At 41.6% G+C, this 22,101-nt stretch carries 19 protein-coding genes and 1 riboswitch; of the genes, 16 read left to right on the top strand and 3 right to left on the bottom strand.

Features of this window, described 5'->3' with window-relative positions; all coding sequences use genetic code 11:
- Positions 1 to 99 precede the first annotated feature (99 nt).
- The 3 genes from FTV52_RS07765 to FTV52_RS07775 all read right to left on the bottom strand — a co-directional run bounded on the left by FTV52_RS07765 (position 100) and on the right by FTV52_RS07775 (position 3,022).
- A complete protein-coding gene (locus FTV52_RS07765) occupies positions 100 to 1,266 on the bottom strand; it encodes an acyl-CoA desaturase (RefSeq protein ID WP_179990486.1) in 1,167 nt (388 codons plus the stop codon).
- Between the two features lie 289 nt (positions 1,267 to 1,555).
- Positions 1,556 to 2,269 carry a glycerophosphodiester phosphodiesterase gene (locus tag FTV52_RS07770; RefSeq protein WP_179990488.1) on the bottom strand — a complete coding sequence of 238 codons (714 nt, stop codon included), beginning with the start codon at positions 2,267 to 2,269 and terminating at the stop codon, positions 1,556 to 1,558.
- Between the two features lie 168 nt (positions 2,270 to 2,437).
- Positions 2,438 to 3,022, bottom strand: coding sequence for a cob(I)yrinic acid a,c-diamide adenosyltransferase (locus FTV52_RS07775; RefSeq protein ID WP_004975056.1), 585 nt, complete (start codon positions 3,020 to 3,022; stop codon positions 2,438 to 2,440).
- A 108-nt stretch (positions 3,023 to 3,130) separates the two neighbouring features.
- Positions 3,131 to 3,275, top strand: a riboswitch (cobalamin riboswitch).
- A 38-nt stretch (positions 3,276 to 3,313) separates the two neighbouring features.
- Between FTV52_RS07775 and FTV52_RS07780 the strand changes: the two genes are divergently transcribed.
- From FTV52_RS07780 to ndk, 16 genes are all read left to right on the top strand, one after another.
- Positions 3,314 to 5,272, top strand: coding sequence for a TonB-dependent receptor domain-containing protein (locus tag FTV52_RS07780; protein ID WP_257221693.1), 1,959 nt, complete (start codon positions 3,314 to 3,316; stop codon positions 5,270 to 5,272).
- Between the two features lie 206 nt (positions 5,273 to 5,478).
- Positions 5,479 to 6,132 carry a phosphoribosylanthranilate isomerase gene (locus tag FTV52_RS07785; protein WP_004975062.1) on the top strand — a complete coding sequence of 218 codons (654 nt, stop codon included), beginning with the start codon at positions 5,479 to 5,481 and terminating at the stop codon, positions 6,130 to 6,132.
- Entirely contained in the window at positions 6,104 to 7,348 is a 1,245-nt protein-coding gene (trpB, locus tag FTV52_RS07790) for a tryptophan synthase subunit beta (protein ID WP_179990490.1), read from the top strand. The genes FTV52_RS07785 and trpB overlap by 29 nt, the downstream gene beginning before the upstream one ends.
- A gap of 174 nt (positions 7,349 to 7,522) precedes the next feature.
- Positions 7,523 to 8,044, top strand: a complete 522-nt coding sequence (locus FTV52_RS07795) for a DUF1543 domain-containing protein (RefSeq protein ID WP_179990492.1) — start codon at positions 7,523 to 7,525, stop codon at positions 8,042 to 8,044.
- Between the two features lie 203 nt (positions 8,045 to 8,247).
- On the top strand, positions 8,248 to 9,240 hold the full coding sequence (locus FTV52_RS07800) for a DUF2804 domain-containing protein (RefSeq protein WP_004975070.1): 993 nt from the start codon (positions 8,248 to 8,250) through the stop codon (positions 9,238 to 9,240).
- Between the two features lie 179 nt (positions 9,241 to 9,419).
- A complete protein-coding gene (locus FTV52_RS07805; protein ID WP_004975071.1) occupies positions 9,420 to 10,226 on the top strand; it encodes an enoyl-ACP reductase in 807 nt (268 codons plus the stop codon).
- A 176-nt stretch (positions 10,227 to 10,402) separates the two neighbouring features.
- On the top strand, positions 10,403 to 13,147 hold the full coding sequence (gene glnE / locus FTV52_RS07810) for a bifunctional [glutamate--ammonia ligase]-adenylyl-L-tyrosine phosphorylase/[glutamate--ammonia-ligase] adenylyltransferase (protein ID WP_096901524.1): 2,745 nt from the start codon (positions 10,403 to 10,405) through the stop codon (positions 13,145 to 13,147).
- Between the two features lie 34 nt (positions 13,148 to 13,181).
- Positions 13,182 to 14,108, top strand: a complete 927-nt coding sequence (locus tag FTV52_RS07815) for a branched-chain amino acid transaminase (protein ID WP_004975074.1) — start codon at positions 13,182 to 13,184, stop codon at positions 14,106 to 14,108.
- Positions 14,109 to 14,861: 753 nt separating this feature from the next.
- Entirely contained in the window at positions 14,862 to 15,392 is a 531-nt protein-coding gene (locus FTV52_RS07820; protein WP_131260765.1) for a hypothetical protein, read from the top strand.
- 98 nt (positions 15,393 to 15,490) lie between these two features.
- Positions 15,491 to 16,207: a molecular chaperone gene (locus FTV52_RS07825; RefSeq protein WP_104852477.1), complete on the top strand. Its 717-nt coding sequence runs from the start codon at positions 15,491 to 15,493 to the stop codon at positions 16,205 to 16,207.
- A 3-nt stretch (positions 16,208 to 16,210) separates the two neighbouring features.
- Complete coding sequence (locus FTV52_RS07830) at positions 16,211 to 18,520, top strand: fimbria/pilus outer membrane usher protein (RefSeq protein ID WP_179990493.1); 2,310 nt, start codon at positions 16,211 to 16,213, stop codon at positions 18,518 to 18,520.
- Between the two features lie 31 nt (positions 18,521 to 18,551).
- The gene (locus tag FTV52_RS07835; protein WP_179990495.1) at positions 18,552 to 18,977 is read left to right on the top strand and encodes a hypothetical protein; all 426 of its coding nucleotides are present in this window, start codon (positions 18,552 to 18,554) and stop codon (positions 18,975 to 18,977) included.
- Between the two features lie 246 nt (positions 18,978 to 19,223).
- The gene (locus FTV52_RS07840) at positions 19,224 to 20,507 is read left to right on the top strand and encodes a glycosyltransferase family 1 protein (RefSeq protein ID WP_179990497.1); all 1,284 of its coding nucleotides are present in this window, start codon (positions 19,224 to 19,226) and stop codon (positions 20,505 to 20,507) included.
- Between the two features lie 25 nt (positions 20,508 to 20,532).
- The gene (locus FTV52_RS07845; protein WP_004975087.1) at positions 20,533 to 21,084 is read left to right on the top strand and encodes a phosphatase PAP2 family protein; all 552 of its coding nucleotides are present in this window, start codon (positions 20,533 to 20,535) and stop codon (positions 21,082 to 21,084) included.
- Between the two features lie 101 nt (positions 21,085 to 21,185).
- The gene (gene iscX / locus FTV52_RS07850) at positions 21,186 to 21,386 is read left to right on the top strand and encodes a Fe-S cluster assembly protein IscX (protein WP_004975089.1); all 201 of its coding nucleotides are present in this window, start codon (positions 21,186 to 21,188) and stop codon (positions 21,384 to 21,386) included.
- 161 nt (positions 21,387 to 21,547) lie between these two features.
- Positions 21,548 to 21,979: a nucleoside-diphosphate kinase gene (gene ndk / locus FTV52_RS07855; protein ID WP_004975092.1), complete on the top strand. Its 432-nt coding sequence runs from the start codon at positions 21,548 to 21,550 to the stop codon at positions 21,977 to 21,979.
- Positions 21,980 to 22,101 lie beyond the last annotated feature (122 nt).

Raw genomic sequence — 22,101 nt, forward strand, 5'->3', positions numbered from 1 at the left:
GAGTTTCACTATAGCAAACTTGGACTTTAAAAACTGTAGCCTAACAATGCAGAAAGCCCTGAACAGGTCAGGGCTTTCGCAGTGCATCAGAACAGAGGTTTATTCAGATACAGGGTTCTTTTTTAGGTTACGCATCAGCAAGTTCAATGTTTCACGATGGTGTGAAAGACGCTGTTCAACCAACTGGAATTCAACTTTTAATTTGTCATCCATTTGGTGAATTTTTTCAGCTACAGACGCTTTTTTCGCCTGAATTTCTTGCTCTTTTAACTTTGCCCAATCGTTCAGGGTTTGGGTAAAGGCATCATATTCTTGCGCAAGACGGCTTTTAACTTGACCAATGTCATCATTTACATTGTGACCATAAACTGCCAAGTCTTGCTCTGCATATTTAAAACGCATCGCCAATTCTGCTTTTTTAATATTAAAGCTTGGAATACGACGCAAGTTTTTCGCTAAGCCCAACTTTGAGCATGTCCAAATTAACCATTTGGTTGGGTCATATTGCCACCATTTTACGCCATTACGATAATCGTACTGGAAAATATGGTGATAGTTATGATAGCCCTCGCCCCAAGTGGCAATTGCTAACCAGAAGTTATCACACGCGGTGTTTTCGTCAGTATACGGACGCGAACCCCACATGTGGCACAGCGAGTTAATAAAGAAGGTAACATGGTGGCTTAAAATCAGACGCATTAAACCGCCCAATAACAACACGCCCCACATATCGCCTACAGCCCAACCAATTGGCACTAAAATGCCAACGTGAACCGCAATCACAAGCGGAATATAGTATTTGTGTTGGAACATCACCAGTTTGTCATTTAACAAATCTGGCGCATTTTTAAAGTTTGGCTCTGCGGCAGGGTAGTCACGTAGCATCCAGCCCATGTGCGCAAACCAAAAACCATTATTAATTGAATATGGGTCTTTTTCGACATCATCAACATGGCGGTGATGGGTGCGGTGACCTGAACCCCAGAACAAAATACTGTTCTGAACGGCAAATGTTCCCATAATCATTAAAATGATTTTCAAGGGAAGGGTAGCTTCATAAGCACGGTGTGCCCATAAACGGTGATAACCTGCTGTAATACCCAAGCTACTTACGCCAAGTAATACAAACATGCTGATCCAAGCGGCTAAGCTAAAATCATGGTGATAGGCATACCAAGGAATCGCGATCACTGCAACAATAGGTAAGAAAACCAGTGCAAAGATGGCAATCCAGTTGATTGGGGCTTTGGGTAAGGGAGCATTCATCTCCAACAGCACTCCTAGAACCTTGGGAGGTATAAATGGACGCTTAATCCGTTATAACGCTATGACCGATCTATAGATTGAAATCATAGTATTAAAATTTTTAGGGATTAATTTTTTCGCATATTAGCATGAGCGTATTCACGATCACAGCATTATTGTACAGTTGTATTGTACTGGGTGGTAACAGAATATAATGGTATCTGCGAGATTTTACGGAAATATGATATACGGTAGCCAAACAAGCACGATAAATCATTTATTTATTCATCAATATGCTTAAGGTTACCGCTTACAAGTGTTGCATCATCAGTTTAGGATAATCGGTAATTAAACCCTGAATCCCTAAATCTTTAAGCTGTTTGGCGCGTTCAATCTGGTTGACTGTCCAAACGCTGATATTCAGTTTGGCCTGTTGTGTGGCTTGAATGAGCGCACCGGTTGCGAGTTCGTTCATCCAACCAATTTGGCAACAACCTAATTCTAAAGCCTGATCAATGGCTTGATATTGCAGATCATCTTCAACCAATAAACCGCGTTTAAAGCGTGATTTTTGTTGTTGTAAAGCCCAGTGAATTTTCGGATCAAAACTGGTGATAATGGCGTTGTGCTCAAAACCCTGTAAATGTTGCTCTAAACTTTGGGTAATTTTTTCGGCATCGGCATGCGAGTTGACCGCTTTGACTTCAACTTCAATATGATCAAAATTTTGAATAATGGTCATGGTTTGATTGAGTAGGGGGGTGGTTTCGACTTTATTCCAGTCCGACCACATCACCGCATGGTTATAATGGTTTAAATCTTCCAGACTACATTCATACAACGCTTTGTCTTGTCCTGTCGTGCGGATGAATTGATCATCATGCATAACCACCAAGGCATTGTCTTTGAGTTGACGCACATCAAACTCAACCGCACGAATGCCAATATTTTGAATGTATTCAAAACCACCAAGCGTGTTTTCAGGCGCTTCGCCACGCGCACCACGATGACCAATTATGCGCATAATGTGCCCATGAATTGAAAGTTTGCTTTCATTTTGCAAGTACGACGTGACAAAGAGATGACATCTCTTATTTTGGTCGGATGATGTGAAATTTCAAGCAGCATCCGACGTGATTTTTTAGATGCAAAATCAGGGCTTTATTTTAGTTTCCGATTCTAGAGTGTGATGTCAGTTACCAATACTGTCATTGATGTTCTTTTGCCATAACACTTCGCTGCCTCTTTCGGCACGTTGCAAGCTGCGAGATGCCACAAATAGCCAGTCAGACAGTCGGTTCAGTAATTGCAAAGATGGTGCCTGAATATTTTGATCACGGTTGTGTACGGTCATTAAACTACGTTCTGCACGACGACATACGGCACGAGCTTGATGTGCATAACTACACGCCAATGTACCTGCAGGCAAAATAAACTCTTTGAGCATTGGCAGGCTTTCATTCATGCGGTCAATGTCTTGTTCTAGGAACTCAATCGCAAGTGGTTGGACGAGATGGTAATTGGGAATACAGACTTCACCGCCTAAATCGAATAACCAGTGCTGAATCAGGCTAAGCGATTTGTCCCAAGTGTTTTTGTCTTGAATGTTGCTATGTGTAATTTGTGAGCGCAATACGCCTATGCAGGCATTGAGTTCATCGACATCGCCCAGTGCATGAATGCGTAAATCGTCTTTGGCGACACGTGAGCCATCGCCGAGTCCAGTTGTGCCTGAGTCGCCTGTGCGGGTGTAGATTTTGCTTAAACGGTGGCCCATGGTTTTGTTCCTCGTAAATTAATGATTGATACCCTAAAGTATTTAGATAGCAAAAGAAATATGAGGTGAAGAAGGGAATTTGAACTTGACTTATTACTGCTTGAAATTTACTCTTCGGGCGCTTCAGGTGCTTTTTAAAAAAGTGAAACTGGGAAGTTAGTCAAAATCATGATTTGAAGCTAACACTGCCCCCGCAACGGTGAATAGTTATATAACTTAAGTCCGGAGACCGGCCTGCTGCAGACCTAATTTAATGCGGTGGGCGTTATAACTGGATAGCATAATTTTATTATGGTGCTTATTCCTACAACCGCTTATGCATTATCCATATTTTTGATTCGCACGGGCGGTGCGTTAGGAAAAGAAATCATGTATTCAATTTATAGAACCTTTCTTGGAACTTTCTTTGTTTTATCTCCACTCTCAAATGCTATGGCTGCTGAGAAAGAAGTGGTATTACCGACAATTAATACTGTTGCTAACCTTGTGGAGCAAGAAACGAGTAAAACACTGGCTGCTGTTACTGTTATTAATCGTGAAGAAATTGAACGTCAGCAACTTACATCTTTACAAGATTTATTAAGAACTATTCCAGGTGTCACCTATACAAATCAGGGTGGTTTAGGGAAAGTTACTGGTATTTCAATTCGTGGTACCAATAATCGTCATGTGTTGGTGTTGGTGGATGGGCAAAAAGTAGGTTCGGCTACATTAGGAGAAATGTCCTTTGAACATTTCCCAATTGATCAAATTGAGCGTGTGGAAGTTTTGCGTGGGCCACGCTCAAGTTTATATGGTTCTGAAGCTATTGGCGGCGTGATTCAAATTTATACCCGTAAAGGTTCACGGGACGGTGTTACGCCATTTGTATCATTAGGTTATGGCTCACATGAAACTTATCAAGGCAATGTTGGGATAAATATCAAGCAAGATAGAACTTGGGCTACTTTAAGTCTTGCTGGAGTAAAAACTCAAGGTTTTAACTCAACAACACTGAATGAAACGAATGACTTAGATAAAGATGGGTATGAAAATAAGTCTGCATCTTTGCGCATGGGTCATAAATTCACTGATCAATTGACGGTAGATGCGAGTGTATTGGTTGTAAATGGGGAGTCTGAATATGACAGTTATGATAGCAGATGGAGTCCAAATTATATTGATGCAACAAATGTACATACCAAGATAGAGCAAAATGTTTACAGTTTGGGTGCAACTTATAAGCCATTCGATGCATGGACCACACAACTAAAATTAGGTCGTTCAGAAGATAAGTCTGATAATCGTGACGCAACCCCAACAGTGATTAATACGCAGCGAGATAGCTTGTCTTGGCTAAATACATTAAATTTTGATGCATCAAATACTCTAATATTAGGTATGGATTATCAGAAAGATGAAATTTCTGGAAGCAAAACCTATGCTGTGAAAGAGAGAGATAATAAAGCTTATTTCACACAATATTTGGGCTCATTTGGTATTTTTGATGTACAAGGTGCAATCCGTTTAGATGATAATGAGCAATTTGGTTCTCACACAACTGGTAACGCAACTTTAGGATATCGTTTTAATGATGCGGTACAAAGTTATCTTAGTTATGGCACAGCTTTTAAGGCGCCAACGTTTAACGATTTATACTGGCCAGGTAGTGAAAGCCCAAATCTTGTACCAGAAGAATCTCAAAACTATGAAATTGGTTTAAAAGGCCAAATGAATAGTGTCAATTGGGAACTAAATGGTTTTCATAATGAAATCGATAATATGATTGCATGGGCTGAAGCGCCAATAGCAAGTGATCCGTATCGTTGGGCACCAAGTAATGTCGAAAAAGCGAAAATTAAAGGTATTGAATTTTCGTTGACGCAACAAATAAATGATTTTAATTGGTCTATGAATTATACATATCAAGATCCGAAGAATGAGTCTACAGTCAACCAAGGAAAACAATTGCTTTTGAGAGCTAAGCAATTATTTAATTTTTCTGCAGACTATACATTGGATAAATGGACTCTTGGAGCTTCTGTACATGCTGAAGATAAACGTTTTGCCAATGCAGAAAACACAATGGAATTAGGTGCATTTGCAACTGTGGATACCCGTATAACTTATCAAGCGACGCCTGAATTTTCGATTCAAACAAAATTAACAAATATGTTTGATAAAGAATATTTCACTGGTTATACCAATGGAACATTGTTCAATCAAGATGGTCGTGCTGCTTGGATAACTTTACGCTATGCGATGAAATAAAGTTAAAATAAACGACCCTGATAATTATTCAGGGTCGTTTACATTTAGAGGTGAAAAGATGTTGGAATTGCACCCAACCCCTTAAAATTGCATTACAATGATTCGCCCCAATATCTGATTTTGTTAGTGTGAACAGACAATTTAAAAGTCACGCACAGCAAGATCAGCAAAATGAAGATTGAAAATCAGGATTAGAGTCCAAAACGATGCGTACCCGTGCCAAAATTTGCGGAATCACGCGAATTCAAGATATAAACAGTGTTGTGCATGCGGGTGCAGATGCAATTGGCTTGGTGTTTTATCCTCCAAGTCCACGCAATGTGAGCATTGAGCAAGCACAAGGCTTGCTGCAACACATTCCCGCTTATGTGCAAGTGGTTGGTTTATTTGTCAATGCAACGGCAGAAGAAATAGCCGCTGTACTGAAACAAGTACCTTTAGATATTCTGCAATTTCATGGTGATGAAACACCCTTGCAATGTCAGCAAATAGCACAGCAAGTTGGACGTCGATGGTACAAAGCCATTCAGGTCAAACCTGATTTAAATGTGTTAGATGCGATAAAAAGCTATCAACAAGCAGGTGCAAGCGCAGTATTATTAGACGCGTGGCATCCTGAACTCAAAGGTGGAACAGGACACAGTTTTGACTGGTCAAAATTCCCCAAACTCGATATTCCTTTAATTTTGGCGGGTGGTTTAAACCCTGAAAATATTGAAGATGCAATTCAGACGACTCAAGCCTATGCCGTTGATGTCAGTGGCGGAGTTGAGTCTGCAAAAGGTATTAAAGACCAACAACTCATAGAAAACTTCATGCAAGGAGTCCAACGTGGATCAGCAAAGTACAAATCACAATAACCCAGTGATTGACTATACCCAATTCCCAGATGCAAAAGGGCATTTTGGGATCCATGGCGGACGTTTTGTGTCAGAAACGCTGATGGCGGCTTTACAAGATTTGGAAAAATTGTATTTCCGCATGAAAGATGATCCGCAGTTTTTGGCAGAATTCGACCGCGATCTCGCCTACTATGTAGGTCGTCCTAGTCCTTTGTATTATGCTGAGCGATGGTCAAAAGAGTTGGGTGGTGCACAAATTTACTTAAAACGTGAAGATTTGAACCATACTGGCTCACATAAAGTGAACAACACCATTGGTCAGGCACTGTTGGCAAAACTGTCTGGTAAAAAACGCATTATTGCCGAAACAGGTGCAGGTCAGCACGGTGTAGCAACCGCGACCATTGCCGCTCGTTTAGGCTTGGAATGTGTGGTGTTCATGGGTGCAGAAGACGTGAAGCGTCAGGCCATGAACGTGTACCGTATGCGTTTACTTGGTGCAACTGTTGTACCTGTAGAAAGTGGCTCAAAAACCTTAAAAGATGCCATGAACGAAGCCATGCGTGACTGGGTCACCAATGTTGACTCTACATATTACGTGATTGGTACGGTCGCTGGCCCACACCCATATCCACAATTGGTACGTGATTTCCAGTCGATTATTGGTCGTGAAGCGCGTCGCCAAATTCAAGAGCAGGCAGGTCGTTTACCTGATGCATTAGTAGCTTGTGTAGGCGGTGGTTCTAATGCCATGGGCTTGTTCTATCCATTCTTGAACGATGCCGAAGTGAAAATGTACGGTGTCGAAGCTGCAGGTTTAGGCATTGAAACAGGCAAACACTCTGCACCATTGAATGCAGGACACGTGGGCGTATTACACGGTAACCGTACTTATTTAATGTCGGATGCACAAGGTCAGATCATTGAAACCCACTCTATTTCTGCAGGTCTGGATTATCCAGGTGTAGGACCAGAGCACAGCTTCCTGAAAGATATGCACCGTGTCGATTACATGCCAATCAATGACCAAGAAGCCTTGCAAGGTTTCCGTGATTTAACCCGTATCGAAGGGATTATTCCTGCTTTAGAAAGCTCGCATGCTATGGCTTATGTGAGCAAGCTTGCACCAACGATGGATAAAGACCAAATCATTATTGCGACTGTTTCAGGTCGTGGTGATAAAGACTTAATGACTGTTGCCCGCATTGATGGCGTGGAAATGGTGGATATGTAAATCGTAAGCTGCTTGAAATAAAGTATGCTACATTTCAATTCAATCGTGCTGAAGCAATTCGGCACGATTTTTTATTTGGAGGATTGAAAAATTCTCGCTACTTTAAACAATCATGCTTAAAAATCATCAACCATAAAAGCCATCAAGCTTAGGATATTTGCGCAGGAGTCGGATATGCCCAGTTTATTTATCGTGATGTTAGGCGGACGTCATGCGCGAGCCAATACCGAAGTGCATGATGTGGTACTTGCGGTAGGTGATTCTTTAGAACAGACCTATCCGCAACTCAAGCAGGCTTGGTTTGCAGAACCGAAAGGTTTGCATATTGACGCATGGGCGCAAATTAATGGTGTTGAGTTTGAAGGTAAATCCTACTATTTAAAATTTACCGATGCGCAGCCGAATCAGGCAGAAAACCGACTGAATTTAATTAATTTAGGTGGATATGATCCGCGTGAGTTTGGCGAGTTACATCGTTATGTACTGGTGGTGGCGCAAAATCCAATGGTGGCAAAACAGCGTGGTAAAACCTATTTTGCTAAGCACTGGCAAAAACAACATACCGATCGGGTCTTAGAGGTAGATGATTGTATTGCGATAGATCAGGTGCATGGTCGCTATGTGCAATTGGTTGAAGGCTCATTTTCAGGCAATCGTTGGGAAAATACCTATCTGACTTTGAATGCTGATGCTTAAATACCTTCAGAATATTGAGGGGAAGATATCTATTAATTTATATTTTGTATATTTAGTGAACGCTCAAGCCTTAAAATAGTAAAACAATCTATGCTTTTATAATTTTTTGAACAAAATCATAAGCTGCGGGTTTTTTGTACATGCATTTGTAGGCATAATACGACCAAAGATGAATTGTTTTTAGACAATAGGGAATGTCTTCAATGGATTTAATTCAGGCGAATGGACAACCGCATTATGGACGTTTTAGTGAACTTCCCAAAAAAATTGATTATCAGGCTTATCAATATAAATCACCGTATGGTGAAGTATTGTCGGGTTGGCGTAAACGCTTAAAATATAAAAAGTTTAAATTTTGTAGTATTCAGCACGAACACTATACCATTGGGCTTGCGATTGCCGATATTGCTTGGGCAGGGCACGGTTTTGTCTATATTTATAATCACATGACGGGCGAAGTGCAGGAATGGAATGCGATTAATTTTTTATCGCGTAATACGGTTTTAGATGAGCAACCGTTATTTAATCAAAGTTTTTTTGAAAAATCGCCATTTCAAATTGAAATTCAACATGCCAATGGTGTGCGTTATATCCGCGTGACCAAATATGGTGAAATTAAACTCAGTGCGCGGATATTTTGTGCAGGCACAGACCCGCTAAGTATGTGTAGCCCAACAGGTATTAATGGTTGGACTTACACCCAAAAACTGACCACACTCGGCTGTGAAGGCTATTTTGTTAATAAAACAGGACAAACCATTCAATTCCATGAACGCACCTTTGCTTCTTTAGATGATACCTGCGGTTTTTTACGCCCTGAAACAGCATGGTTTTGGTTGTCGTGCAACTTTTGGGATACCGAAGACCGTCGTGTAGGCTTGAATCTGGCTTCTGGTGTGAATGAAAGTTTTGGCAACGAAAACTGTTTGTGGATTAATGGCGTGCTGTATCCCTTAACAGATGTGTTGTTCCAACCTGAGGATGATGGCTCGTGGAGCATTCGCTCACTGGATCATCGTTTGAATTTAACTGTCAGCACAGGTTGGCGCCGTTATGAAAACCTGAATTTGCGTCTAGTCGGCAGTCAGTTCAGCCAATGGCAAGCTAAAATTAGTGGTACTATTCAACAAGACGATACCGAAATTATTTTGTTAAACGAATACGGCTTGCTTGAACAGCATTATGCCAAGTGGTAGGGCAAGTTTTTAACCAAGATTGTACGTCACCACTTGCAGATCATCATGTGACGTCATCTATCACTCACTTGAATCGCCATTGAGTTTTTACATAAACGGCAAAAAAAGGCGCATTATGCAATTTCACTATGCGTTCAGAATTGGCATGATATTGCGAAATATATCAAGGTGAGTTTCACATGGCACAAGGTCTTTTGGCGGGTAAGCGTTTTTTAATTGCTGGTATTGCAAGTAAATTATCTATCGCATTTGGTATTGCAGAAGCATTGCATCGTGAAGGTGCAGAATTAGCATTTACTTATCCGAATGAAAAACTCAAAAAACGTGTTGATGACTTCGCTGCACAATTTGGCTCAAGCATTGTATTGCCTTGCGATGTAGGCGTAGATGCAGAAATTGAGCAAGCTTTTGCTGACTTGGCAAAGCACTGGGATGGTTTGGATGGTTTGGTTCACTCGATTGGTTTTGCGCCTGCGCATACTTTAGATGGTGACTTTACCGATGTTACAGATCGTGATGGTTTCAAAGTTGCGCATGACATTAGTGCTTATAGCTTTATTGCGATGGCACGTGCTGCAAAACCATTATTACAAGCACGCCAAGGTTGCTTATTGACTTTGACTTATCAAGGTTCTGAGCGTGTGATGCCAAACTACAACGTCATGGGTATGGCGAAAGCATCTTTAGAAGCAGGTGTACGCTACTTGGCTTCAAGCTTGGGTGCTGACGGTATTCGCGTGAATGCAATTTCTGCAGGCCCAATTCGTACGCTTGCCGCATCAGGCATTAAATCATTCCGTAAAATGTTAGACCTCAATGAAAAAGTTGCACCTTTAAAACGCAACGTGACCATTGAAGATGTTGGTAATGCGGCATTATTCCTTTGCTCACCATGGGCGAATGGTATTACTGGTGAAATTCTGTATGTCGATGCAGGTTTTAACACGGTTGGTATGAGCGCAGAATTAATGCTAGATGCTGAATAAGCATTGCATCAAGCAGATAAAACCGAAGTTTAGGCTTCGGTTTTTTTATCGCTGCATTTTAAGCAAGAGGTATTTTGCAGATTGCTGTAATTTTATTTTCTTCTTTGGCGCATCTGCTGCTATAAATAGATGAGTTGACAATATTTCAAAATAAAACTGGGTTTTAGGTCTTAAAAATGAATGCGGAACAATTGCAAAAAACGTTACATGCCAGTCAATATGCAGAACAAGTCTTGGCAAATCACGAAAGCCTGTTACAGCAGGATTATGCAATTGACCAATTCCTAAAACCGCTGAGCGCAGACTACATTCATCAACTGGTGATTTCGACTTTACAAGACATTCAAGATGAAACCTTGTGGATGAAAACCCTGCGAATTTTACGCGCGCGTTTAATGTTCCGCTGGATTTGGCAAGATGCCAACCAACTCACCGATGTGGTGACGTTGACACAGGAACTTTCAGACTTTGCCGATATTTGTGTGCAAGTTGCCAAAGATTTTGCGCGGATTCCGTTGGTTGCCAAGCATGGCGAACCGATGGGATATAACGGCAAAGTCCAAGACCTGATTGTGGTCGCCATGGGTAAACATGGTGCGCAGGAACTGAATTTATCCAGCGACATCGACCTGATTTTTGCCTTTGATGAACAAGGCGAAACCAATGGACGCAAGTGTATTGAAGTGCAGCAATTCTGCATTTTATGGGGACAAAAACTGATCTATCTATTAGATCATATCACCGCCGATGGTTTTGTTTTCCGTGTCGATATGCGTTTACGTCCGTGGGGTGATGGTTCGGCTTTGGCGATTAGCCATGTCGCACTGGAAAAATATTTAAGCCAGCATGGACGCGAATGGGAACGCTATGCTTGGATTAAGGCACGTATTATCACAGGTGGGCAAGAAGGTTATGAACTGCTGGAAATGACCCGACCTTTCGTATTCCGCAAATATGTCGATTACACCGCCTTTGAAGCCATGCGCGAAATGAAAGCCATGATTGAGCGCGAAGTGCAGCGTCGTAATATTGAAGACAATATTAAATTGGGCGCGGGCGGTATTCGTGAAGTTGAATTTATTGTGCAGGTTTTTCAGCTGATTTACGGTGGTTCAAAACTAGAATTACAAGACCGCCAGTGTTTGGTGAGTTTGCGCCATTTGGGTGAAGCTGAATTGCTAGAGCCACAAGCCGTACTGGATTTGGAAGATGCCTATTTATTCCTGCGTCGAGTAGAACATGCCATTCAAGCCTTGAATGATCAGCAAAGCCAAGCTTTACCGACTGAACCTGAGTTACGCGCACGCATTAGCGATACTTTGGGCTTTGCCGATTGGGACAGCTTTATGCAGACCCTAAATGAAAAGCGTGTCAAAGTCATTTATCAGTTTGAGCATTTAATTAAAGAAAATGAACCCGATTCTTTGCTGGAAAATTACAGTCAGCTAGAAAAACAGCTCGATGCGGTACTAGACGATCAAGCGAAAAATTTAGTGCATGAGTTCTGGTATGGACATGCCATTAAAAAACTCACCGCCAAAGCTTTACAGCGTTTAAAAACCTTTTGGCCACACTTGATTGAAGCAGTGTTGCAGTCAGAAAATCCACAAATGGCATTGATGCGTTTAATGCCACTGGTCGAATCTGTTCTGCGTCGTACCGTGTATTTGGTCATGCTGATTGAAAGCAAGGGGGCACTGCAACGCTTGGTAAAAATGGCCACAGTCAGCCCGTGGATTTGTGAAGAATTAACGCAATATCCTGTGTTGTTAGATGAGTTTTTATCCATGGATTTTGAATTGCCAAAACGCAGCGATTTGGAAGATTCTTTGCGCCAACAATTGCTGCGCATTGAACTGGATGAAGTTGAAGACCTCATGCGGGTGCTACGTTTATTCAAAAAATCCAACGTATTAACAGTTGCGGCCAGCGATGTACTGGCAGAAAGTCACTTAATGAAAGTGTCAGATGCGTTAACTGATATTGCCGAAGTGACCGCAAATGCAGCCCTACAACTGGCCTATCAGATGATTGTCAAAAAACATGGTTATCCGCTAGACAGTGAAGGACAGCGCTGTGGTTTGGAGCATAACGCTTTTGCCATTATTGGTTATGGCAAAGTGGGTGGCATCGAACTGGGTTACGGCTCAGATTTAGACGTGGTTTTTATTCACAACATGGATGAACAAGCCGATACCGATGGCATTAAACCGATCAGTGGCTTTGAGTTTGCCATGCGGGTGGCACGCAAATTTGTATCTTTAATGACCACGCAAACTTTAGATGGTCGAGTTTATGATGTCGATACCCGTTTACGTCCTTCGGGAGATGCGGGTTTATTGGTGACCAGTTTACGGGCCTTTGAGCAATATCAACTGAAAAGTGCGTGGCTGTGGGAGCATCAGGCTTTAGTGCGTGCGCGCAGTATTGCGGGTGAGCAATGTTTACGTGACAAGTTTGAAGTGTTGCGTTGTCAGATTTTAACCCAGCCGCGAGATGAAGCTTATGTCCGCAGTGAAGTGCTGAAAATGCGTCAAAAAATGAAAGATCATTTGGGTTCATCTAAAGAGCAAAAAAAAGATGGAATTTTTCATTTAAAACAGGATGCAGGTGGTATCGTTGATATCGAATTTATGGCACAGTATGCGGTATTAGCCTGGAGTGGGTCGAATCCTGATCTCGCCCATTATTCCGACAACGTAAGAATCCTTGAAGATGCCGCAAAAACAGGTTGCTTATCCAGCGACGATGCGACAGCATTGATTCAAGCTTATCTCCGTGAACGAGCCGAAAGCCACCGCTTAGCCCTTGCAAATCAATCCATGCAAGTCAATGCTGCGGACTGGTACGATACCCGTGAGGTCGTTTGCAAGTTATGGCAAAGATTAATTGATCCGACTGCAATGTCTGCGTTGGATTAAAATGACTATTGTATAAACATTTGGAGTGTGTGCCATGAATTTGGCTGATCGTGATGGTTTTATTTGGCAAGATGGACAATTGGTTGACTGGCGTGATGCAAAAATTCACGTCTTAACGCATACCTTACACTACAGTATGGGTGTGTTTGAGGGTGTCCGCGCTTATGAAACGCCAAACGGAACTGCGATTTTCCGTCTTCAGGACCATACTAAGCGTTTGTTAAACTCTGCAAAAATCTATCAAATGAAAGTACCATTTGATCAAGCAGCTTTAGAACAGGCGCAAATTGATGTGGTACGTGAAAACAAACTTTCATCGTGCTATTTACGTCCATTAATTTGGATTGGTTCTGAAAAACTGGGTATTGCTGCAACCAATAACACCATTCATGCTGCTGTTGCGGCTTGGGGTTGGGGTGCATACTTGGGTGAAGAAGCGATGGCTAAAGGTATTCGCGTTAAAACTTCATCGTTTACGCATCATCATCCAAACGTGACCATGTGTAAAGCTAAAGCTTCTGGTAACTACACTTTGTCTATTCTTGCACACCAAGAAGTAGCGCAAGCAGGCTATGACGAAGCGATGTTGATGGATCCACAAGGTTATGTATGTCAAGGTTCTGGCGAAAACGTATTCTTAATTAAAGATGGCGTTTTACATACACCAGACATCGCAGGCGGTGCTTTAGATGGTATTACGCGTCAAACGGTGATCACCATTGCTAAAGACTTGGGATATGAGGTAGTTGAACGCCGTATTACGCGTGATGAATTCTACATTGCCGATGAAGCCTTCTTTACAGGTACAGCAGCAGAAGTTACCCCAATTCGTGAATACGATGACCGTGTGATTGGCTGTGGTTCACGTGGCCCAATTACCACTGAAATTCAAAAAACTTTCTTTGACGCAGTTCAAGGCAAGAATGACAAATATGCACATTGGTTGACTTACGTTAAATAAGTCACGCGTGTGTACCTGAGTCTATATTACTGACTCAGGTGTGATGACCCCATTCAGGCAGTGGCTTGAATGGGGTTTTATTTTGTCTGCTATTGCGTTATTGAACGGCTAAACTTCTTGCGAGGTTTATTTCTCACTTTACAGACATAGATGAATGATCAACTGTTTCTTCGTTGAGTTGGTGATGTAAAAATTTGATCTTTTGGATAAATTCAGTCGTTTAAAGCATGGGTTTTTATAGCGAAGGGCAATCCCTGTAATTGGTGAGATTTGATGTAAAAAAACGCTCAGTCTGTTGAATGTGATAGGGGATAGTGAATCAAATACGTGAAAAGTGGATTAAAAAAAGAGATAAAATTTTATTTTTGACCATTCTTTCAAAAATAAACCCATCTAAAATGTAACAAAAGTTAAAATAAAAATACAATGAAAATTAATTAAAAACAAAAACTTATTCTAGATGTAAATAAATATATATTTTTCATTATCCCTAAAATTTGGATCACAAATTTTGGGGAGTGAGCTGCTCCCTAGTTTTTTGCGATGTCATTTAAAACAGTACTTTAATCTCCTAATTTTCTGAAATCCAAGGTTTATTTAATATTGCGTGAAATAGGGCGCATAGATGGTTTCTTGTGAAAAATACCTAAAATGAAGAAGCTTGCTAAGGATTGAGTTTCAATAATTCTAACGATATCTCAAGTGAGTGAATGATTAAAAAATGGTTTTTTATAAGAGTTATGGAGAAGTGACATGTCTAAATTTATTAAAACTGCTGCTGCTTTGATGGTTTTCGGAGCTTTTTCAACGGTAACAATGGCAGGTGGTAATCATCATCCTAAACCAGACCCTAAGCCAACCCCAGTATGTAACGAAGGGCCATGTACAGGAAGTATTCCAATTCAAGTGATTGTGCCTAAGCGCTGTGAGCTGAAAGTGAAAACACCAAGTATCTCATTAAAAGATGGTGCAGAAGCTTCTGGTCAATTTATGGTTGGGGCGAATGCAAACTACAACTTATTGGTCGATACCGACAACCGTGTTGGTGGAGGCAAAACAACCAAATCTGCAGCCAAATCAGGTAATCATGCAGTGGGCTTAACGGTTGAAACCAAACGTGCGGGTTCACCATCTTTGATTCAGTTAAACGATCAGCAAACCAATATTGCGCCAGGCAACAATGGCTGGAGTACTTACAATGTCTTGGTTAAAAGTGACGGTGTAGGTATTTCTAAACCAGCGGGTACCTATACCGATAAATACAACATTCGAGTGTCATTCTAATTCACTTGAACGCAATCTGAATCAGTTGGCTTTACCGACAGGGTGGAGTCAACTTTTTAGTCTAAAGACAAGCGTAATCAGACATTGTTGGGGGATGCATGAAAAAATTATTGAAATATGTGCTGGTCGCAAGTTGTTTATGTGCAGAGGCAGTTTATGCAAATTTGGTGATTTCACCGACTCAAATGTATTTGGGCGATAAAGCACGACAACGCAGTGCAACGGTGGTCATGGAAGCCACAGACCTTACTGAACCGAAAAGCTTTGAAATGTCTGCCTACAAATGGTCGCAAAATGCACAGGGTGAAGATGTGCTAGAACCAGAACAAGACATCTTAATTAATCCTAAAAACTTTGTTTTACAACCGAATGCACAACAAGTGATACGCGTAGGTTTTAGCCGACCACTTTCTAAGGAAGAAATGGCGCAAGAAAAAACTTGGCGTATTGTTTTTAAAGAAATTGCCCCTGTGGTGGAAGAAGACGCTCTCCAATTTTTATTTACGATTTCTGTTCCTTTATTTGTGGGTAAGCAAGATGCCATTCAGGTGACTGCAACCCCGCGTTATCAAAACGACCATTTATTTTTAGAGATAGAAAATCATGCTGCATCGCATGTGCAAATTTCTTCAATCAGCATTTTAAACCAACAAAAACAACCCATCGCAACCACACGTGAAATGAAATATTTGTTGAATCAACAAAAGCACAGCTTTGATATGGGGCAAATCAAACTCAGTGATTTGAAAAATTACATACTCAAACTTGAAACAGATAAAAGTGAGCAAGCCATTGAGTTGAAAATGAAGGGCTAAATCATGCATAGAACTCGACTGTTTTTTGCGCTGCAAAGTGTCCTGTGGGGGATACCATTGCAAGCCGCTGCTGCTCAGCCTGAAATGGTATTAAATAGTGTCTGGCTAAATGGCGTAGATCGTGTCATTGAAAGTCTGGTGTTGCAACAGGATGGGCAACGCTATATGGAATGTGAGGTCTTGCAACAACTCGGTTTACAGCAAGACCGTTTGCAAAAACACAGCGCACAAACTCAGTTCTGTTCTGTAACCACCAATGAAATTCAGTCTGAGCAAGATTTTGCGCTGCAAGCGATTAAATTAACTGTACCTGCCAGCTATTTTATAGATGCACAATTTACCCAAACGCATGCGATTCCGTCTAAAGCAGAGTTGGGCGGTTTTTTAAATTATGATGTGCTGTATGCACGTTATGATAATTACAATGAATTAAATGGCTTGGCGGAGCTTGGTATTTTTAAAGATTACTGGATTTTTAAAAATGGCATGATGTATCGCAAAGAGGCAGAACAAGATCAAGATAAGCTGCTGCGTTTGAATACCAGTTTTGAAATAGAATTTCCATCTCGTTATCAGCGTTTAACTTTGGGCGATAACACCAGTGTTTATAATCCATTATTAGATAGCTTTAGATTTGGCGGTGTGTCTTTTGGGTCAAATTTTAGTAGTTATCCAGACTTTATTTATTGGAATGTGCCGACTTTAAGAGGCAGTGCCGTACTGCCATCTACCGTCGATTTATACATTAATGGCATCAATTTATATCAGCAACAAGTGACGCCTGGGCACTATACCTTAAATACGGGTGCCAATATTCAGCAGTCGGGCGAGGCGCAAGTGGTCGTGGAAGATGTATTGGGAAATCGTACCGTGCAATCTTTTCCAGTTTATGTCACCACGCAACTACTCAAACCAGGACTGAACGAATACAACTTTTCTGCAGGAAAGCTGCGTTATGACTACGACTACGTGTCGGATGATTATCGGGAGTTTTTTGGCAACCTTTATTTCAGACGTGGAATTACAGACAGCACGACTTTAGGAACCAATTTAAGTTATAGCAAAGATGTGCAGAATGTCGGGTTGCTATGGACGCAATCTCTCAGCAAATATGCCTTGTTAGATACGCATGCTGCGTCTAGCCACAGTGATTGGGGCGATGGTTATACCTTTGGCGCTTCGTTAAGCCGTAATGGAAGTCGGCTTGCACTTGGTGCAAGTCATAAATACTACAGTCCTGAATATCGTGGTTTGGGTTATAGCGATATGACACAAACAGTGGAATACGACAACTTAGCTTATGTCAGTATTTTCAATATTCCTTTAATCAATACCTTAAATGTGAACTATCTAGAGCGCCGTTATCATCCCAATGCAAATAATAGCTTTGCAGATAGCCAAATGCTTACAGTTGGTTTTTCTCGTATGTTTGGGCGTCAAACTTCACTGTCGTTTTCTTATTATAAAGATTTGAAAGTGCAGGATAGTGACGGGGCATATTTAACACTGAATTATCAATTTGACCAACGCCGCAGTGCGCAGCTTTCGCATAATTTTGATGAGCAAACCCAGTTGCGTTATGCACAGAGCAGCCTGACGCAAAATGGTGTGGATTACACTCTTGCTGTGCGTCACCAACAAACAGAAGGGGATATTGGGGTAAATGCCTATACCGCCCTGAAAATGCCGATGGGTAATTTATATTTAAGCCACGATGAAAGTGAACGCTTTAGCTACAGTCAAGCCAATTATCAGGGTGCAGTAGTGTGGTTAGACCGTAAATGGGCCATGACCAAATATGTAGACAATGCTTTTGCTTTGGTGAATGTTGGTGATATTCCAAATGTGGAAGTGCAGCGCGCCTTAACACCTGTTGGTAAAACCAATCAACACGGCTATGCGTTTGTGCACGACATTGTGCCTTACGTCAATTACGACGTGTCTTTTGATCAGGACCAGTTAGATCTGTATGACAGTTTTGAATATTCAAGCCAAAAAGTGATTGGTATGAATCAACGTGGCTATAAAGTGAATTTCCCTGTTCAGCGTACAGGTTTGATTATATTGCGTTTACTTACGCCCGATCAGCAGACCTTTGTGCAGGGCAGTGAAGTGTATTTAAGTGATGATGCAACTGAATTTGTACCTGTGGGCAGCGATGGAAAAGTACATTTATATGGTGTGAAAGCAGGCAGTTATATGCTGAAAGTCAAAACCAAAGGTGGAAAAATTTGCCATAGTTCACTTGACGTCCCTCAAGTTAAAGCAGGCACTGTTCCACAAACCAGACAGTTAGATTTGATTTGTCAGTAAGTATATCAGCAGGATGATTGAGGATGAGAATATGAAAAAATTAGGGATGGTAAAAAAATTAAGTCTAGTGCTGTGTGGATGCTGGATTTGTTTTCCTGCACAGGCTTGCACCATTGGTTCGGTCAGTGAATCTTTATTGCAAATGAGCTCACAATACCGTAGCCAGACTGCAACCAGTTTTAATGTGCGCTGTGACCGTGGTTATAGCATTCAGTTCAGCAGTCGTAATTTACGTGACAAACATGGCAGCAGCTTTGTGAATAATGGTTCACACCGTTTACGCACCAGTATGAGTATTATGGGAGCAAAAACAAATCTGTGGAATACGCCCATCGCAGGGCATGTTTCTACGACAGGACATAAATACAGTGTCGCGGTACGCTTGGATGAACAACCGAGTTTGACAACGCCAGCAGGTCGTTATACCGATGAGTTGTATATTAATTTACTTTTTTAGAGGGCTTAGATGTGCGGCAGATCCAGACAAAATGCACCGCAGATCAGGTATTCAGCCAAAAAAATATTCAGCAAGCAGGTATCCAATATCTGCTTTTTTTTCATACATAAAACTATGTGTGCAAAACTAGGTATAGGCGATCATCGAGTTGTTAAAAAAATGACAAATGTGTCACCAAAGCATCATATTACTGCAATGCAGCTGCTCTATGCTAGCAAGCATAAAATAAGAATTGAGCAAAAGGCGATGAGCAATGTATTGGCAAAGCAGAGCAGTAAATTAGAGCGTTACAGCGATGCATTTAAATTTCATTTCAAACAAGATCAAAAACAAAAAAGCAGCCAGCCTACCTCTGAACTCTCAGACCTTGTCCGCCCACGTTTAAAAATTGCCCTTGTAACAGAAACTTGGCCACCTGAAATTAATGGTGTGGCACGTTCACTGTTGCAGCTTTGCAAAGGATTGCAGGAACTTGGACACAAAATTTTATTGATTCGCCCTGAACAAAAACAAACCTGTACTCAATTCCAACCGTACCAAGAATGTCTGGTAAAAGCACAAGCGATTCCTAAATATAATAATTTACAATTTGGCTGGCCGCAGTGGTCTAAACTTTCGCAGGCTTTAGATGAGTTTCAACCTGATGTGGTGCATATCGTCACTGAAGGTCCTTTAGGGCTTGCTAGTTTACATATTGCAAAATCCAAAAATATTCCAGTATCAAGTGGTTTTCACTCTGCATTTCAAGATTTTAGCCGTTTTTTCGATTTGGCATTTTTACTCAAGCCAATTCAGCACTATCTAAAATGGTTTCATAACAATACCTTGCTGACTTGTGTGCCAAGTAGCCACACCGAAAAATCATTGCGTCAGTTTGGCGTGCAAGGGCCTTTAGTGGTGGTTGGGCGTGGTGTCGATGTTGAATATTTTTCCCCGTATTTTCGTTCGACCCAACTGCGAGCAAGTTGGGGTGCCAGTGAAAACACGCGGGTGATGTTGTATGTCGGGCGTTTATCACCTGAAAAAGAAGTCAATCTTATTATTGATGCCTATCAGCGTATGCCAAAAAATACCGAACAGCCTGTGAAATTGGTGATTGTTGGAGATGGGCCAGACCGTGAACGTTTAGAAGCCATGAACGCTCAGGGAGATATCATTTTTACAGGTAGTTTAAGTGGCACAGCACTTGCACAAGCCTATGCCAGTGCCGATGTGTTTGCTTTTGCCAGTCAGGTCGAAACCTTTGGCAATGTCGTGTTAGAAGCTATGGCCAGTGGCTTGCCTGTCATTGCTTATGACTATGCTTGCGCACGTTTACATCTAAAACCGAATGAAACAGGCTGGTTGAGTCCACTCGGTCAGCCAGAAGATTTGGTCGGTCATATCCACCGACTTCCCGATCTTACAACCCTTAGACAGATGGGCGAACACGCCCGCAAAGCGACTTTAAATATTGGCTGGCAGTATCCAGTCCAACAATTTGAGCAGGCGTTATATCTGGTGGCGAAGGAGCTACACATGCCATCTTAGCTATACGCCAAAGAGGAGAGAACTGATGAAGTTTAAAAATGCAAAAATAAGAATGCTGGATCTCGACTTAAAAGGCTGTTTGTATCTTAACCATTTTTCCCACTCTCAGCGGGTGGCACAATTTTTTAAAGTTATTAGCCGTTTGGGCGATGGTGTGTTCTGGTATGTCATGCTCGCAAGTGCATGGATGATGCAGGGCATTGGTTATAGTTTACAAATTATTTATCTGTTGTTAGGCGGATCTGTCGGCACAGGTATTTATAAATATTTAAAACAAAAAACCGTCCGTCCACGTCCGTATCAGGTACACCAAGTGATCCGTTTGGGTGAACGTCCCTTAGATCATTTTAGCTTCCCATCAGGTCACACTTTGCATGCAGTCATGACCACAACGGTTTTGGGTTATATCCAGCCAGTATTGTTGATGTTGATGTTGCCCTTTACGATTTTGGTGGCCGTTTCCCGTATGATTTTAGGCTTGCACTATCCGAGTGATGTGGCAGTCGGGGCGATGATTGGCGGTTCAGTGGCGAGTGCGATTATTTTGGCTGCACCTTATGTAAATATTGTTTTATAAGCTTGGATAAAACCAAATCGAAAATTCAGTGCAGTAATGGCAGGCAGCCCATGCGAAATTTGTTAAAGTAGTCGCTGTCTTGACTAGAATAGGGAATACACATGGGTTTACGTTGGACGGACAGCATCGACATTGCCATTGAGTTATATGAGGCGCATCCCGATGTCGATCCGCAATGGATTCGTTTTACCGATTTGCACGCTTGGGTCTGTGCTTTGCCAGAGTTTCAAGATGATCCCGAAAAATCGACTGAAGGCATCTTAGAAGCCATTCAAATGGCGTGGATTGACGAAGCACGTTAATCTAGCGGTGTGAAGCAAGATTGATTTGCCGATCAAGGTCCTGCACAATGCGCTTCATATCGAAAAAAGCAATTTTTTTACACATCAAAAGCAGAAAATAGCCCATTATTCGGTATAATGCGGCAAAATTTTCGCGTCAACATTGACTTAAGGAGCCAATCATGGCTATTGAACGTACTTTATCTATCGTAAAACCAGATGCAGTTGCTAAAAACCACATCGGTGACATCTTTGCTCGTTTCGAAAAAGCTGGTCTTAAAATCGTTGCGACTAAAATGAAACACCTTTCTCAAGCTGAAGCTGAAGGCTTCTACGCTGAGCACAAAGAACGTGGTTTCTTTGGTGACCTAGTTGCGTTCATGACTTCTGGTCCAGTCGTTGTTTCAGTTCTTGAAGGTGAAAACGCAGTTCTTGCTCACCGTGAAATTTTAGGTGCAACAAACCCTAAAGAAGCTGCACCTGGTACAATCCGTGCAGATTTCGCTGTAAGCATCGATGAAAACGCTGCTCACGGTTCAGACTCAGTTGCATCTGCAGAGCGTGAAGTAAACTACTTCTTTGCTCAAACTGAAGTTTGCCCACGTACTCGTTAATACGCAGTATTCAAACCAGATAAGTGTTATTATGCTTATCTGGTTTTTTATTCTCCGATTTTTATTTTCTGAATAAACCTTTGCTCACCTCTTGAGCTTCTCCTTTCATCTTTAGACATGGT

This window comes from Acinetobacter sp. YH1901141 (assembly GCF_013416935.1).
GTDB classification, from domain to species: domain Bacteria; phylum Pseudomonadota; class Gammaproteobacteria; order Pseudomonadales; family Moraxellaceae; genus Acinetobacter; species Acinetobacter towneri.

Coding starts and splice junctions, on each gene's coding strand:
- FTV52_RS07840 (WP_179990497.1), top strand. CDS start 19,224: ATGAGCAATGTATTGGCAAAGCAGAGCAGTAAATTAGAGCGTTACAGC.
- FTV52_RS07765 (WP_179990486.1), bottom strand. CDS start 1,266: ATGAATGCTCCCTTACCCAAAGCCCCAATCAACTGGATTGCCATCTTT.
- iscX (WP_004975089.1), top strand. CDS start 21,186: ATGGGTTTACGTTGGACGGACAGCATCGACATTGCCATTGAGTTATAT.
- FTV52_RS07835 (WP_179990495.1), top strand. CDS start 18,552: ATGAAAAAATTAGGGATGGTAAAAAAATTAAGTCTAGTGCTGTGTGGA.
- FTV52_RS07830 (WP_179990493.1), top strand. CDS start 16,211: ATGCATAGAACTCGACTGTTTTTTGCGCTGCAAAGTGTCCTGTGGGGG.
- glnE (WP_096901524.1), top strand. CDS start 10,403: ATGAATGCGGAACAATTGCAAAAAACGTTACATGCCAGTCAATATGCA.
- FTV52_RS07795 (WP_179990492.1), top strand. CDS start 7,523: ATGCCCAGTTTATTTATCGTGATGTTAGGCGGACGTCATGCGCGAGCC.
- FTV52_RS07815 (WP_004975074.1), top strand. CDS start 13,182: ATGAATTTGGCTGATCGTGATGGTTTTATTTGGCAAGATGGACAATTG.
- FTV52_RS07805 (WP_004975071.1), top strand. CDS start 9,420: ATGGCACAAGGTCTTTTGGCGGGTAAGCGTTTTTTAATTGCTGGTATT.
- FTV52_RS07780 (WP_257221693.1), top strand. CDS start 3,314: ATGGTGCTTATTCCTACAACCGCTTATGCATTATCCATATTTTTGATT.
- ndk (WP_004975092.1), top strand. CDS start 21,548: ATGGCTATTGAACGTACTTTATCTATCGTAAAACCAGATGCAGTTGCT.
- FTV52_RS07825 (WP_104852477.1), top strand. CDS start 15,491: ATGAAAAAATTATTGAAATATGTGCTGGTCGCAAGTTGTTTATGTGCA.
- FTV52_RS07770 (WP_179990488.1), bottom strand. CDS start 2,269: ATGCGCATAATTGGTCATCGTGGTGCGCGTGGCGAAGCGCCTGAAAAC.
- FTV52_RS07775 (WP_004975056.1), bottom strand. CDS start 3,022: ATGGGCCACCGTTTAAGCAAAATCTACACCCGCACAGGCGACTCAGGC.
- FTV52_RS07800 (WP_004975070.1), top strand. CDS start 8,248: ATGGATTTAATTCAGGCGAATGGACAACCGCATTATGGACGTTTTAGT.
- FTV52_RS07785 (WP_004975062.1), top strand. CDS start 5,479: ATGCGTACCCGTGCCAAAATTTGCGGAATCACGCGAATTCAAGATATA.
- FTV52_RS07820 (WP_131260765.1), top strand. CDS start 14,862: ATGTCTAAATTTATTAAAACTGCTGCTGCTTTGATGGTTTTCGGAGCT.
- FTV52_RS07845 (WP_004975087.1), top strand. CDS start 20,533: ATGAAGTTTAAAAATGCAAAAATAAGAATGCTGGATCTCGACTTAAAA.